General features: G+C 55.6%; 15 protein-coding genes. 10 read left to right on the forward strand and 5 right to left on the reverse strand.

Annotation, left to right across the window (positions count from 1 at the left end; genetic code table 11):
- Nucleotides 1-2 precede the first annotated feature (2 nt).
- The 10 genes from AC0V60_RS05795 (at nt 3) to mazG (ending at nt 8,840) form a co-directional block, all read left to right on the forward strand.
- The gene (locus AC0V60_RS05795; RefSeq protein ID WP_486179450.1) at nt 3-737 is read left to right on the forward strand and encodes a sulfotransferase-like domain-containing protein; all 735 of its coding nucleotides are present in this window, start codon (nt 3-5) and stop codon (nt 735-737) included.
- 53 nt (nt 738-790) lie between these two features.
- On the forward strand, nt 791-1,852 hold the full coding sequence (locus AC0V60_RS05800) for a lytic murein transglycosylase (RefSeq protein WP_486179451.1): 1,062 nt from the start codon (nt 791-793) through the stop codon (nt 1,850-1,852).
- 55 nt (nt 1,853-1,907) lie between these two features.
- Nucleotides 1,908-3,080 (forward strand): D-alanyl-D-alanine carboxypeptidase family protein, encoded by a 1,173-nt coding sequence (locus AC0V60_RS05805; RefSeq protein ID WP_486177558.1) that lies wholly within the window; start codon nt 1,908-1,910, stop codon nt 3,078-3,080.
- Nucleotides 3,077-3,733: a dTMP kinase gene (tmk, locus tag AC0V60_RS05810; protein WP_486177559.1), complete on the forward strand. Its 657-nt coding sequence runs from the start codon at nt 3,077-3,079 to the stop codon at nt 3,731-3,733. The genes AC0V60_RS05805 and tmk overlap by 4 nt, the downstream gene beginning before the upstream one ends.
- Before the next feature lie 49 nt (nt 3,734-3,782).
- The gene (locus tag AC0V60_RS05815) at nt 3,783-4,703 is read left to right on the forward strand and encodes a DNA polymerase III subunit delta' (protein ID WP_486177560.1); all 921 of its coding nucleotides are present in this window, start codon (nt 3,783-3,785) and stop codon (nt 4,701-4,703) included.
- A complete protein-coding gene (gene metG / locus AC0V60_RS05820; protein ID WP_486177561.1) occupies nt 4,696-6,261 on the forward strand; it encodes a methionine--tRNA ligase in 1,566 nt (521 codons plus the stop codon). Before AC0V60_RS05815 ends, metG begins: the two co-directional genes overlap by 8 nt.
- Nucleotides 6,261-7,037, forward strand: a complete 777-nt coding sequence (locus AC0V60_RS05825; RefSeq protein ID WP_486177562.1) for a TatD family hydrolase — start codon at nt 6,261-6,263, stop codon at nt 7,035-7,037. Before metG ends, AC0V60_RS05825 begins: the two co-directional genes overlap by 1 nt.
- Nucleotides 7,034-7,816: an MBL fold metallo-hydrolase gene (locus tag AC0V60_RS05830; protein ID WP_486177563.1), complete on the forward strand. Its 783-nt coding sequence runs from the start codon at nt 7,034-7,036 to the stop codon at nt 7,814-7,816. The genes AC0V60_RS05825 and AC0V60_RS05830 overlap by 4 nt, the downstream gene beginning before the upstream one ends.
- The gene (locus tag AC0V60_RS05835) at nt 7,813-7,995 is read left to right on the forward strand and encodes a hypothetical protein (RefSeq protein ID WP_486177564.1); all 183 of its coding nucleotides are present in this window, start codon (nt 7,813-7,815) and stop codon (nt 7,993-7,995) included. Before AC0V60_RS05830 ends, AC0V60_RS05835 begins: the two co-directional genes overlap by 4 nt.
- Nucleotides 7,996-8,063: 68 nt before the next feature.
- Entirely contained in the window at nt 8,064-8,840 is a 777-nt protein-coding gene (gene mazG, locus AC0V60_RS05840) for a nucleoside triphosphate pyrophosphohydrolase (RefSeq protein WP_486177565.1), read from the forward strand.
- A 13-nt stretch (nt 8,841-8,853) separates the two neighbouring features.
- Here the strand turns inward: mazG and hflX are convergent, their stop codons facing one another.
- The 5 genes from hflX to AC0V60_RS05865 form a co-directional block, all read right to left on the reverse strand.
- Nucleotides 8,854-10,152, reverse strand: coding sequence for a GTPase HflX (hflX, locus tag AC0V60_RS05845; RefSeq protein WP_486177566.1), 1,299 nt, complete (start codon nt 10,150-10,152; stop codon nt 8,854-8,856).
- Nucleotides 10,153-10,169: 17 nt separating this feature from the next.
- Entirely contained in the window at nt 10,170-10,763 is a 594-nt protein-coding gene (gene hfq / locus AC0V60_RS05850; RefSeq protein ID WP_486177567.1) for an RNA chaperone Hfq, read from the reverse strand.
- A 172-nt stretch (nt 10,764-10,935) separates the two neighbouring features.
- Entirely contained in the window at nt 10,936-12,321 is a 1,386-nt protein-coding gene (gene ntrX, locus AC0V60_RS05855) for a nitrogen assimilation response regulator NtrX (RefSeq protein WP_486177568.1), read from the reverse strand.
- An 87-nt stretch (nt 12,322-12,408) separates the two neighbouring features.
- Complete coding sequence (locus AC0V60_RS05860) at nt 12,409-14,202, reverse strand: sensor histidine kinase NtrY-like (protein WP_486177569.1); 1,794 nt, start codon at nt 14,200-14,202, stop codon at nt 12,409-12,411.
- Nucleotides 14,114-14,656, reverse strand: a complete 543-nt coding sequence (locus AC0V60_RS05865; RefSeq protein WP_486177570.1) for a hypothetical protein — start codon at nt 14,654-14,656, stop codon at nt 14,114-14,116. The genes AC0V60_RS05860 and AC0V60_RS05865 overlap by 89 nt, the downstream gene beginning before the upstream one ends.
- Nucleotides 14,657-14,710: the final 54 nt, after the last annotated feature.

Raw genomic sequence — 14,710 nt, forward strand, 5'->3', positions numbered from 1 at the left:
ATATGCCGCCTCCAGTCAGGATCGCCATGTGGTCCGGCCCCCGCAACATCTCGACCGCGATGATGCGCAGTTTTGGTGCACGGCCCGATTGTGCGGTGAGTGATGAACCTTTCTACGGGGCTTTCCTGAAAACCACTGGCGAACCTCACCCGCTCGCCAAAGAGACCATCGCCGATATGGATTGCGATTGGGTCAGCGTGCTGGAGGCCCAATTGGGCGCGGTCCCGAAAGACCTGCCCATCTGGTATCAAAAACATATGCCGCATCACATGGTGGGGCCGGTCACCATTGCCGATATGCCCGATCACACCCACGCGTTTCTCATCCGCGCGCCTGAGCGGGTCGTTGCCAGCTACCGGGCGAAGAACGAGCTGCGCTCACCAGAAATGCTGGGCTTTGCACAGTTGCGGCAATATTTTGATATCGAGGCCGAACGATCGGGCACAGCTCCTGCGGTCATCGATTCTGATACGATCTTGTTTGATCCGGCTAACGCGCTCAAGAAACTGTGTGAACGGATTGCGATACCTTGGGACACTGCCATGCTGTCTTGGCACAAAGGGCCGCTTCCCCAGGACGGTGTCTGGGGCGCACATTGGTATGACAAGGTCAATGCATCGACGGGTTTTGGCCGTCCCCCAGTGGCGCTGCCGCAGCTTGAGGGCGAATACCGGAAAACTGCGGAAGCATGCAGCGATGACTATGCCTATCTGCTAAAGCATGCCATTACCCTGTAACAGCTGACCGCTTGGTCATGATCTATTCAACCCCGCTGTATGATGGTCTCTTGATGATACTTCGCAAACTTACCTCTCTCGCTTTTGTGGCCGCCGCGACCATAAGTGTAGCCGCGCTCACACAGATTGCTCCCACAAGCCCCGCCAATGCGCAGATCGCCGCGCGTGATGGTATCGCTTTTGATGCCTATATCGAGCGGATCAAAGCCAAAGCGAGGGCGCAAGGTGTGTCACAAAGGACGCTTCAGCGCATGACCACCGGGCTCACACCCAATGCCCGCGTCATCCGACTGGACCAGGGACAACCGGGGCGGCCAACGCGCCGCGGGTATCCTGATCTTGCACCTTATATTTCCAAGCATGTGAACCCAACACGCATCAACGGGGGCCGTAATGTCTATCGCGGCAACAGCGGCATTTTGCGAGCTGTGGAGCGCGACTACGGCGTTCCTGCTGAGATAATCGTCGCGATTTTCGGGCATGAGACAAGCTACGGGCGCATCCGGGGCAATTTCGACCTGTCGCGCAGCCTTGCAACGCTCGCATGGGAAGGGCGCAGGCGTGAGCTTTTCGAGGGCGAGTGGATTGCTTTGATGAAAGTTGCTGATCGCGGCTTTGCGCGCTCCGAGCTTGTGGGCAGCTATGCAGGCGCATTTGGCAACCCGCAGTTCCTGCCTTCCGTTTATCTTCGCCTTGCGACCGATGGCGACGGCGATGGCCGCGCCAACATCTTTAGCAACCGTGCCGATACCTTTGCCTCGATTGCCAATTATTTCCGCGATGCCGGATGGCGCACGGGACAGCCTTGGGGCGTGCGCGCTTTTGTGCCCAGCGGTTTCAATGTAGATGCATACAAAACAAAACTGGTGTCGCCCGTTTGTTCGCGCGTTCACGAACGGCATAGTCAATGGAAAACGGTCGCAGAATGGCGTGCGCTGGGTGTTCAGCCACAGCGCCCCTTGGCCGATGATACACTAGTGTCTTTGTTCCAACCTGATGGTCCGGGGAAGCCAGCATGGCTTTTGACCGGCAACTACCGCGTAATCCTTGAGTACAATTGCTCAAACTATTACGCGATGAGTGTGGGCCTTCTGGCTGACGAAATCGTGAACTAACGCATTATGCGGCCTCGCTTCATGGCGGGTGCGCGGGTATGATCGCACGGTGATTGTGTCTCGAAATTCTGGATTGGTCCTTCTTCAGCGCTTTGTGTTGCTGCTTGCGATAGGGAGCCTGCCGGCAAGCGCAGCCGCACAAGCTGCGCCGACCATACCGTCTGCGCGGCAGGTCCCGATTGCGTTTCTCGTGGATGTGACAAACGATCAGGTTTTGTTTGCGCGCGGGGAAAAACGGCGGTTCGTGCCTGCATCCATAACCAAGATCATGACCTTGTATCACGCCTTCCAGCTCATCGAGGAAGGCAACCTTGACCCGCGTCAGCGTATTCAGATGGCACCGGAAACATGGAGAGACTGGTACCGGAAGGGTTCGACCATGTTTATCGAGGCCGAAGACCAAGTAGTCGTTGACGACCTTCTCATGGGAATCGCCAATGTTTCGGCCAATGACGGCTCGATGGCACTGGCAGAAGGGCAGGCCGGATCGCTTGATCGCTGGCTGGACGGGATGAACCGCCGCGCCCGCGAACTTGGCATGACGGACAGCCATTTTGGCACACCCAACGGTTGGCCCGATGAAGGGCGCACTTTCACAAATGCACGCGATCTTGCAGTGCTCGCCAAGGCGTTGGTAACACGTCACCCGGCGAAATATCGCCGTTACGTTGGTCAACCAGGATTTCGCTACAACAATATCGCTCAAAGCAACCGCGATCCTATGATTGGACGCGTTGAAGGGGCTGATGGCATCAAAACCGGCTATACCAACGAAGCAGGCCTTGGTTATGTCGGATCGGCCAAGCGGCTCGATCAAAGACTTGTCGTAGTTGTGGCGGGCGCAGATAGACAGGAAATCCGGTCGCAAGCAGCAAGCGGGCTCATTGAGTGGGGCTTTACTGCCTTTGACCGGGTCCAAATTGCGCGCAAGGGCCAATATGTCGGAGACGCCCGCGTCCAGAATGGCACTGCGCGCAAGGTGGCTCTCAAAACTGGCTCTCCGGTCTTTATCAATGTGCCGATTGGCGAGCGCCAGAATGTGCAGGTTTCTATTACTTATGACGGACCACTGCGTGCACCTATCACCGCCGGAACCAAGACCGCGACATTGAAGGTCATGGTGCCAGGGGCTGAGCCTGCCAATATCCCGCTATTGGCTGAGGAAAGTGTTGATACAGCAGGCTTTCTGGACAGGCTGAACAATGCATTCGCCGGATGGTTTTCATGAGCAATACTGTCCAGTCCGGGAAGTTCATTGCTCTTGAAGGCGGGGAGGGCACCGGCAAATCCACGCAAAGCAGGATGCTGGCTGATACCCTTGGCGAAGTGCACGCACTTGAAGTTGTCACAACGCGCGAACCGGGCGGAACGCCGGGCGCAGAGGCTATACGCGGGCTACTGCTTCATCCCCCCGGCGAAGGGTGGAATGCGCAGAGTGAGGCGCTTTTGTTCGCGGCCGCCCGCTCGGACCATGTCGATCGCTTTATCCGCCCGAAACTTAGCGAGGGTTTCTGGGTGATCAGCGACCGGTTTGTTGACTCAAGCCGCGCTTATCAGGGCGGTGCAGGCGGTTTGGGAGATGATGCAATTACCGCACTGCACGGCTTTGGAAGCGCGGGCATGCGCCCAGACTGCACGATATTGCTCGAGGTGGATGATACGGTGAGGGCCAAGCGCCTTGAACGAAGAGACGGCGATAACAGCGATGCGATTGGCGGCAGGAGCCTTGACTACCATAGGGCGGTCGCAGCGAGCTTTCGCAAATTGGCCAAAGCAGCGCCGCAAGGATTTAGCATCGTGGATGGAACCGGAACGCCTGGCCAGGTGCACGAGAGGATCATGGCAGCGATTACGCCTTTGCTTGATGAGTGCAAAAAATGAGCGATGCTTCGCAACTTGGCTGGCCGAACCACTCAGAGGCATGGGAAGAATGGCGCAGCGCCCAACAGAGCGCGCGAATGCATCACGGATGGATATTGGCCGGAAAAAAGGACTTGGAAAAGAAGATTTTGCCAAAGCGGCCGCGCGCGAATTGGTCGCAGAGGAGGGCATCCCCCAGCCTCAAGGCGATCATCCGGATATTATGACAGTCACATACGGGCCTAAAGACAAAAAAGCGCAATCCGCGCAAGAAGCCGGAAAACCTTACGAACTCGCGCGCAGCATTCGGATTGCGCAAATCCGCGATATGCAGCGGCGCTTGACGGTTCGGCCCACTTTGGGATCGCGGCGCGCCGTTATCATCAACCCTGCCGATGATATGGAGCGAGCAACATCCAATGCCCTTCTCAAAAGCCTTGAGGAGCCTCCGCAGGGCACATTTTTCTTGCTCGTCACGCATCGTCCCGCGCAGCTCCTTCCCACCATTCATTCACGCTGCCGCATCTTGCGGTTTCCCATTTTGACGCGTGGGGATTTGGAAAATATGCTCACAGCTGCTGGGTCCGGTGTGAATATGGCGGCTGCGCTTGACGCGGCTGAAGGATCGTTTGGCACCGCCATGCGATTTGCTGAGCAAGACCTTGGCCCGGTTTCAGCCCACATCACCAAGCTTCTTGAACAAGGCGATCAGGACATGACGGGGAAAGCAGAATTGTCGCGCCTGATTGGACCGCGCGCCGATCGTGAGAGGTTTTCGTCCGTGTTTGAACTGGCGCTGTTCATGGTCGCCAAGGCCGCTCGTGAAAGCCAAACCTCGAAAGCACGCGCCGCGCTCATCGAGACTCACGCCAAGCTCGTGACGCTCGCAGCCCAAGCCCCCAACTATAATTTTGACACAGGCCTCCTGTGCTTAGAAATCGGCACCTTGCTCTCGGGCGCTCACGTCGCTAGCGAACGCGCCCATGGCTGAACCCTTTTATATCACCACTGCGATCAATTATCCCAACGGCCGCCCACATATCGGGCACGCCTATGAAGGTATCGCTGCTGACGTCATCGCCCGGTTCCAACGGCTGAAAGGTCGCGATGTGCGGTTTCAAACCGGCACGGATGAACACGGGCTCAAAATGGCGCGAAAGGCTGAGGAGCAAGGACGCAATCCGCGCGGGCTAGCCGACGAAATGGCAGGCTATTTCCAAGACATGGATGCAGCTCTTAATATCAGCTATGATCGTTTCATCCGCACAGTAGAACCCGGTCACCACCGCGCTAGCCAAGCGCTTTGGCAGCGGATGGAAGAAGCGGGCGATCTTTATCTTGACCGCTATGAAGGCTGGTATTCGGTCCGTGATGAGGCCTATTACGACGAAAGCGAGCTAAAAGAGGGCGAGGGCGGCCTTAAGCTCTCGCCGCACGACACGCCCGTCGAATGGACGGTTGAAGAAAGCTGGTTTTTCCGTTTGTCCAAATACCAAGAACCGCTGCTAGCTCTCTTGCAAACACCGGGTTTTCTTGAACCCGCGAGCCGCCGTAACGAGATGATTGCCTTTGTCGAGGGGGGCCTTCGCGACCTTTCCGTCAGCCGCACCAGTTTTGATTGGGGGGTGAAGGTTCCAGGCTCTGACAACCATGTCATGTATGTTTGGGTTGATGCGCTCACTAACTATTTAACCGGGCTCGGGTTTCCTGATGAAACAGATGACATGGCCAAGTTCTGGCCGGCAGACTTACACTTAATCGGTAAGGATATTGTCCGCTTTCACACCGTCTATTGGCCTGCATTCCTGATGAGTGCGAAGCTCCCGCTCCCCAAAAAAGTGTTTGGGCACGGGTTCCTGTTGAATAAAGGTCAGAAGGAATCGAAGTCGCTTGGCAATGTGACCGACCCGTTGGAGCTGGCGGATCAGTTTGGCGTTGATCCCTTGCGCTATTTCCTAATGCGCGAAGTCGCCTTTGGCAAAGACGGGTCGTATTCGCCAGAGGCCATTGTCGAGCGCTCCAACGGCGAACTCGGAAATGCTTTTGGCAATTTGGCTCAGCGAACGCTTGGGTTCATCGCCAAAAACCTCGATGGACGCCTTCCGGCTATTCACGGGCATACAGATGCAGACAACGCTCTATTTGCAGCCGTAGACAAAGCCATTGCCAAAGACATCCCTCAAGCCTTTGAAACCTTAGCGCTTCAGCAGGCGGTTGAACTTTGGCTACAGGCGGTATTTGCCTGCAATGCCTATATTGACGCCGAGGCGCCGTGGGCGCTTCGTAAGACTGATCCTGAGAGGATGGAAACGGTTCTCGCAACCCTCTACATCTGCATCGCGCAATTGGGGGCGGCAATTCAGCCGGTCATTCCCGACAGCACCGCGAAACTCCTTACGATGATGGGCATTGATGAAAGCCTGCGGACCTATGAGGCGGTCTCTTCGCATTGGTATTCGCCGCTTGCGGAAAGCGGCTTCCGAATCGAAAAACCCACTCCGCTCTTCCCACGCCTTGAACTGCCAGAACCGGCAGAGGAGGGCGCATAGTGCTGGTCGATAGCCACTGCCATTTGGAGTATAAAGGGCTGGTTGAAGATCAGGCTGAAGTCCTTGACCGTGCCCGCAAGGCAGGGGTGGGGGCATTTCTCAACATCTCAACGAAACAATCTGAATGGAAACAGGTTATTGCCACGGCTATGCGTGAAGACGACGTTTTCGCAAGCGTTGGAATTCATCCCCATGAAGCCGATGATCACGCCGATTTGACACGCGGCACGCTCTTTGAAGCTGCACAAAAATTGCAGGTCATTGCTATTGGTGAAACAGGGCTCGACTATTTCTACGAATATTCAGACCGCGAAGTGCAGGCCAAGCTCTTTCGCATGCATATTGATGTGGCTCGCGAGACGGGTTTGCCTGTGATCATTCACACCAGAGATGCCGAAGAAGACACTTTCGAAATTCTCCAAGATGAGATGGAGAAGGGTGCATTTCTCGCTCTTATCCATTGTTTCACGGCCTCTGAAGATTTCGGGCGCAAAGTCCTCGATTTAGGGCTGACGATCTCTTTGTCCGGGATTGTTACGTTCAAGAATGCCAAAGACTTACAGGCGATAGCTGCGCAAATTCCAGAAGATCGACTGCTGGTAGAAACCGACAGTCCGTTTCTCGCACCTGTGCCGCACCGAGGCAAATCGTGTGAGCCTGCATTCGTGGCCGATACCGCGCGATTTGTGGCTGATCTGCGCGGTATTAGCGCGGAAACTCTCGCGCAGCAGACAACCCGCAATTTCGCCAATCTGTTTGCAAAGGCCTCCCTGTGAAGTTCATCATGCTTGGCTCAGGCACATCCACGGGCGTGCCGCGCGTGGGAGGCGATGATGGAAACGGAGATTGGGGCGACTGCGATCCAAATGAACCGCGTAACCGCAGAAGCCGGGTTTCTATCGCGGTTGAAAGCAATGACGGCTCGCGCATCCTGATCGACACAAGTTCAGACTGCCGAGCACAGCTTCTTGCAAATAAAATCAACCGCTTGGACGCTGTATTTTGGACACATGATCATGCAGATCATTGCCACGGGATCGACGATCTAAGGGTCCTACGCTATGGGCGCAGTGGTCCTATTCCAGGGTATGCACATACCGATACAGTGAGGCGGCTTCGCCAACGTTTCGGCTATGTTTTCGCAGGCCAGGATGGGTATCCGACGATTTGCTCTATCGACACGCTAGAGCGGCTGCGCATTGTTTCCGGCTTTGGTGTTGAATGGTGTCAGATGGAGCACGGACCGGGTGAGACGACCGGGTACAAGTTCGACGCAGACGGAAAGTCCGTCGCATACCTGACTGATTTCTCGTCAATTTCCGATCAAATGGTTAAACTGTGCGAGGGCGTCGACATTCTGGTGAGCGATTGTTTAAGACGCGATCCGCATCCAACGCATGCGCACCTTGCGATGGCAATCGAACTGGCTGAGCGGTCAAAGGCGGGCCATCTCGTCTTAAGTCATCTTGATAAAAGCATGGACTACCGCACATTGTGCACAGAAGTTCCGGAGTTCGTGACCGTAGGCTATGATGGATTGGAGATGACCGCATGAACGAAGGTATGATCATTTCAATCGTGGCGATGCTTGGTTGGCTGATCCTGGCCGGGAGCGCGCTTGCGAGCTTCAAGCTAGGCTGGGGAAGAATGGCGCAGATGGTGCTCATCTGGTTAGCGATTTTTGTAGGCTTGTTCGTAATTGCGGATCTGTTCGGGGTAACCCTCCCAGGTTAGACTGACAGGCCTATATTTAACATAAGATATATTATCATCCTTGAGGATGCGGTTAGGAGCTCTTCCAAATGACTACCCCTCCTGCATCCACGGAGGTCAACCGACTTCTTCAGATCATGGCCCGTTTACGCAATCCTGATACTGGATGCGAATGGGATACCGCACAGTCATTCGACACAATCGCGCCTTATACGATTGAAGAAGCCTATGAAGTTGCCGATGCGATCGAGCGGCGCGACATGGCTGAATTGAAGTCAGAGCTTGGCGATCTTCTGTTTCAGGTAGTGTTTCATGCGCAGATGGCCGCCGAAGCCGGTCACTTCACCTTTGATGATGTTGCGCGCTCCATCAGTGACAAAATGGAAAGCCGCCATCCGCATATCTTCGGTGATCAAAAAGGCACCATGACCCCAGAACGCTGGGAGAACATCAAAGCAGATGAGCGCGCCGAAACGGGCCAAACAAGCGCGCTCGACGGCGTGGCTCTCGCTTTACCGGCGCTAATGCGCTCCGACAAGCTTCAGAAACGCGCTGGCCGGGTCGGCTTTGAATGGCCCGATGTGGACGGTCCCAAGGCCAAACTGGAAGAAGAACTCAACGAACTTGAAGACGCCGCTGATGACGAAAAGCTGATGGAAGCAGGTGATGTTCTGTTCGTCGCAGTCAATATTGTGAGGCGCTACGGCGTCGATGCCGAGCAAGCGTTGAGAGCCGCCAATGGCAAGTTTGAGAGGCGTTTTCACACGATGGAGACACTTGCCACTGCTGACGGGGTCATTTTTGCTGACCTGTCACTCGATCAACAAGAGAGGTATTGGCAGCGCGCAAAGTCGGCTGAGAAATAGCGTTTGTTCAGGCCTATAGGGAGGTGTACTGTCCCAATTCCTTAGGGTTCAAACGCACTGTCATGCGGCGCAAGGGACCATCCTCCCCCTCCCCGGCATCCTCGTCTTCCAGAACATCACCATGGGCATGAAGCCAAGCGATCCGGCGCCCGTCTGAAACTGGCAGTATCACAGAAAGGTCGCTCGCTTTTTCTGTGAGCATATCTGTGATGCGCGCAGCAAACACCTCTAATCCTTGACCTTTGACAGCGGAAAGCAGTACCGCCCCCTGCCTCGCAGCCGCTTCACGCAGCTCCTCAAAACGGGTCTCTTCGAGCAAATCAGCCTTGTTCCAAGCCTCAAGGATCGGGATCTCGCTGTGCCCGCTTTCAGCATCAACTACACCGAGATCGGCAAGCACCGCCACAACCTGCTTTTTCTGAGCCGCATGGGCCGGATTGGCCATATCGCGAACGTGGCAGATGATGTCTGCGGCTGTCACTTCTTCGAGGGTGGCCCGGAAGGCGGCAACAAGCTGTGTGGGAAGATCGGAGATGAAGCCGACCGTATCAGACAAAATCGCCTTTTCGACGCCCGGTAGGCTGATCGCTCGCATAGTGGGATCAAGTGTGGCGAATAAAAGGTCCTCGGCCATCACCTCTGCACCCGTCAAATGGTTGAATAAAGTCGATTTTCCAGCGTTGGTATAACCGACAAGAGCAACCACAGGCCACGGTGCCCGGTCTCGCCTTTCCCGGTGCAGCGCGCGGGTCTTGCGCACCTGTTCAAGCTCCCGCCTGAGGCGCCCCATACGTTGACGTATCATGCGCCGGTCGGCTTCGATCTGGGTTTCACCCGGTCCGCCAAGGAAACCGAACCCGCCGCGCTGTCTTTCGAGGTGGGTCCAAGAGCGCACTAGCCGGCTCTGCTGATAATCAAGATGCGCAAGCTCTACCTGCAAGCGGCCTTCTGCAGTCGCGGCTCTTTCGCCAAAGATTTCGAGGATTAGGCCTGTGCGATCAATGACTTTGCGCTTTAACTTGTCTTCGAGGTTGCGCTGCTGGATGGGGGTGAGAGCGCCGTCTACAATGACGAGTTCACACTCATATTGCTCGCACAAGATACCGATGTTGGTTACCTGGCCAGACCCAAACAACGTGTTTGGCTGCATCTGACGCACTGGAAGAACAGCGCTATGAGCGATGATCACCCCAATCGCAAGCGACAGCCCCTCGGCTTCAGCCAACCTCTCTTTTGCGTCAAGGTCGTAAGAGAAGCTCTTGATATCGGGGCACAATACTAGGCAACGCGCACCGCGCGTCACCTCGTCCATCAAGGTGTCATCGAAACTCAGTAGTCACCCTCAAAATCATCGTCGTCCTCATCTTCACCATCGTAATCTGGATCATCGGAAAGGTCGACGGGGCTTGCTGGCTGGATGGTCGAGACGGCGTGTTTGTAGGCAAGCTGCACCGCGCCATCACGCTCAAGCAGCATGCAGAACAAATCAAATGCAGCGATCCTGCCTTGAAGCATTACGCCGTTCACAAGGAACATGGTGACCTGAACGTCAGAATCGCTGACCCGGCTCAGGAACACGTCTTGCAAAAGGCGCTGTTTGCCGGAGCCATTGCGGCTTTCAAACTGTTCCGCATCAACGCTTGCGCCAGGCATGATGGTGGAAATCGCATGCTTGTAGACAAGCTGCGATTGGCCATCCCTGCGAAGGAGGATCGAAAAATTGTCGAACCATGTAACAATACCCTGAAGTTTCACGCCTTTAACGAGAAACATGGTCACAGGTGTCTTGTTCTTACGAAGAAGGTTTAGAAAGGCATCCTGAAGATTGCCTTGCTGTTTACCGCCAGTATTGCCTGAGCGGTTGGACTGCCCTTCTTTCGGGGCTGGACGAGGGCGCGGAGAGAGGGTTCGCCCACTGGACATATGAGGCTCCTATTGTTCTTGGCGGCCGTCCTTACGGTCCGCATAGTCATCACTCCCTCATGAGGTGCTAGGAGCAACTGTCATCCTTAATGGGCATTGCAAACGCAACTCGCAATGGCTGATTCGACAGCGTGTCCAATAAATCGCGTTTTCTTTTGCAGTTAACGCGGCATTACTTGCGTTCGACTTCTCGCCGATCTGCCATACCCAAAAGTTTCAATTTGCGGTGCAATGCGGATCGTTCCATCCCAATAAAGGTCGCTGTTTTCGAGATATTGCCCGAAAAACGGCGAATTTGAATGGTGAGATATTCGCGCTCAAAACTTTCTCTTGCCTCGCGCAGAGGAACGCCCATCATCGCCGTTAACCCTTCGCCCGAGTTCATCAAGCGCCCGCCTGTAATCTCGGATGGAAGCATATCGGTTTCGACCTTGGTCAGGCGATCCCGCGGCGTCATGATGATAGTGCGCTCAACCACATTGCGCAGCTGTCGCACGTTACCGGGCCAATCGTATGCCTGCAAAGCTGCCATGGCTTCTTCGCCAACCTCAGGGGCGGCTATCCCCTGATCGCTTGAATAACGGGTGAAGAAATGGTCCGCGAGCGCAGGGATGTCATCGCGCCGTTCAGAAAGGGATGGGATCGCCACTGGCACAACATTGAGCCTGTAAAACAGGTCTTCGCGAAAACGCTTTTCCTCCATCTCTTGGGTCAAATCGCGCGAAGTGGACGACACCACGCGAACATCAACACCAATTTGGCGCGTACCGCCAACGCGCACGAAGCTTTGTTCCGTCAAGACCCTCAAAATGCGAGCCTGCGTCGATAACGGCATATCGGCAACTTCATCGAGATAAAGCGTACCGCCATCGGCAAGCTCAAGCAGGCCCGGCTTTACCTGACGCCCGTCAACCTCTTCTCCGAAGAGCTCTTGTTCGAACCGTTCCGGCGTGATGCGCGCCGAATTGACGAGGACGAAGGCTGCATCAGCGCGGTTGCTCCAAGCATGAAGCATGCGGGCTGCCACCTCTTTACCAGCGCCAGCAGGACCGGTGATCATAACCCGGCTTCCGGTGTTCGCAACACGCTTAAGAGTGGCACGTACAGTGTTGATGGCAGGCGAATTTCCGGTGAAATCAGGATTGCCCCAAGACGACTCGCGCAATTGCGAATTCTCTCGCCGAAGCCTTTCGGTCTCGGTCGCTCGTTCGACCAGCAGCAGGAGACGCTCAGCCTCGAAAGGCTTTTCGATAAAGTCCATCGCGCCCCGCCCCACAGCCGAGACTGCGGTGTCGATATTGCCGTGACCAGAGAATATAATGACCGGCAGATCAGGTTCGCGCGCCTTGATCGCATCTAGTGTCTCAAGTCCGTCCATCTCACTTCCGTGAAGCCAGACGTCGAGCAGAACCAGGCTTGGCCGCCTCTCATCGACGGCAGCCAGAGCGCTGGTTGAATCAGCAGCGGTGCGGCATTCATAGCCTTCATCACCAAGAACACCTGCGACAAGTTCGCGAATATCGCGTTCATCATCAACAATGAGGATATCAAGCGCCATGCGCGTCTCCGTGAGAAGTCGAAAGTTTTTCGAGGGTGATAAGGGGCAAAGCGCTATTGGCAGCTGTGCGGGCTCTGCATAGTGAAATCATAGTGCCGTCCCTTGATCCGAGGGTTGAGGCGTGCGGGCAAAGCGTAAGGTAACGCGCGTTCCGCCTTTAGGGGCACTAGCAAAGCTCATATCTCCGCCATGCTCATCGACAATCTTGTTAACGATTGCCAAGCCTAAACCTGTGCCTTTTTCGCGGGTGGTGACATAGGGTTCGACAATGCGTTCACGGTCGGTGGGAAGCCCGATACCATTGTCTTCGACCATCACAGCGATCCGGTCATCGTCGTCGGTAATGGTAACGGAAACGCGCCCTTCGTAACCGGGCTCTGCCTCGGTTGCCCGCGCCTCGACCGCTTCCACAGCGTTCTTCAGAACATTGGTCATCGCCTGACCCAATTGGTGCCGGTCGCATTGGATCGCGCGCTCTGAAAGACCGCCTGCATTCATCTCAAATTTGATCTGCGAATGGGCGACTTCCTGCAGAAAAACCCCTTGGCGAACCAGATCAAGCGCGTCTTCCATACGGAATACGGGTTTGGGCAAGCGCGCAAAGGAGGAGAACTCGTCAACCATTTTGCGTAGGTCTCCCACCTGACGCACAATTGTGCTGGTAAGCTCATCGAAAAGCTCCCCCTCACCGGCGGCAACCTGTTTGCGATAGCGGCGCTTCAAGCGCTCGGTCGCCAATTGGATCGGGGTCAGCGGGTTTTTGATCTCATGCGCGATCCGGCGCGCAACATCGGACCAAGCGGCCTGCCTTTGATCGAGCAATTGCCGGGTGATGTCTTCAAAGGTGATCACATGACCGCTGCTCCCCGGGGCTACCGTTACAGCGAGGGTGAAAAGTTCACCCTTGTGATCATGGCTGACAATGGCGCGCGGCTTGCCGTCGCGGATCATCTGCGCAATATCGCCTGAGAGCGTTTGAAGTGACTTGCCAACGGGGCTCGGCTCCCCATCATCGCAGAACAGTCCTTGAGCGGTGCCGTTCATCAATGCGACCCGCATGTCTTCGTCCACCGAGATAACCCCGGCGGTTACCGATTGCAGGACGGCTTCCATGAATGCGCGCCGCTCATCAATTTGCCTGTTGGCGCTCACCAATGCGTCGGTTTGCTTTTCCAACTGCGATGTCATTCGGTTGAATGCACGGTTCAGCAGCCCAATTTCGTCTGCCCCGGTGCGCCCTTCAACCCGGAGCGAGAAGTTGCCCTGCCCCACCTTGTTCGCAGCACCCATAAGCTCGGTCAGCGGTTCCACCTGGCGGTCTGCAAAACGAAGCGCAAACCAGACCGCAAGCCCCACCAAAAGCAAACTCATCGCGACAAGCGCGATATTGAAGCGAAGCTGCAAGATGCGTGCTTCGCTGGTGAGCGTTTCGTAAGCCATGCCGATAGCCTGTGCTCGCTCCCACGAATTGAACATCGTCTCCTCGGTGGTGCGCGCATTGTAGAGGTAGATGCCGCTTTCCCGGTCAATGGGAGCTATGGCGGCGATACGCTCAACACTGCCCTCAACCACGACAATTTCGCCTGCATCCAATTGCGGGAGCGCGGCTGTGCTAAATGAGAGGGGGCTATTGTCCTCCATAAGGTTCATAATGGCAGCGGTGCGCAAACTTCCGTCGTCTAAACGCTGGAGAATAGCGCTTTCACTGATTTCGCGGCCTTGTGCCTGGTATGCAAAGAAATCCGGAAAATCAGGGTCGGTGATCGGCACGCGGCGCAGGATAACGCCCATATCAACCGCCATCTGGATCGTGTTCTGCTGAACATCGCGCTGATTGGCATCGTAATAACTTTGAGCAAGCGCATTTGCATTTTCGAGCAATCCGCGCGATTCTGTCCGAGAACCAGAATGCGACGCCCGTTTGGAACAGGAAGGCTGCAAAACCAGCCACCAACAGGGTGGGAACGGCAGCCACCATGGAGAAGAAAAACACGAGCCTTACATGCAGGCGCGCGGTGCTGCCTGCTGCCCTGCCAAGAGCCATCCGTCTGCCAATTAAGACAAGGATCGCCATTGCTGGAACAAGGATAGCCACGAGCAGAAGGGACACCTCCAAGGAAGGCAAGGCGCCTGTGTCCTCGGGCGTGTTCATATAGGCGAGATAGTTCGCCCCAATCGCTGCCACGAGTGCCACGATTGAAAGCCATTCGAGGACGCGAAACACGTTGGTTCGGCGCGAAAACACAACCAATTCTCGCCACCACCGCGGCGATTGGCGAGTGACACGCACACCATCAGCTCCGTTAGAGCCCGCAGAATCCTGCGCTTTCGTCACCGCTGCTCCATTCATAGTGACTTTGTTTCAACGTGGGTGTTGCATTTACGCAAG

Source organism: Erythrobacter sp. S259 (assembly GCF_057364965.1).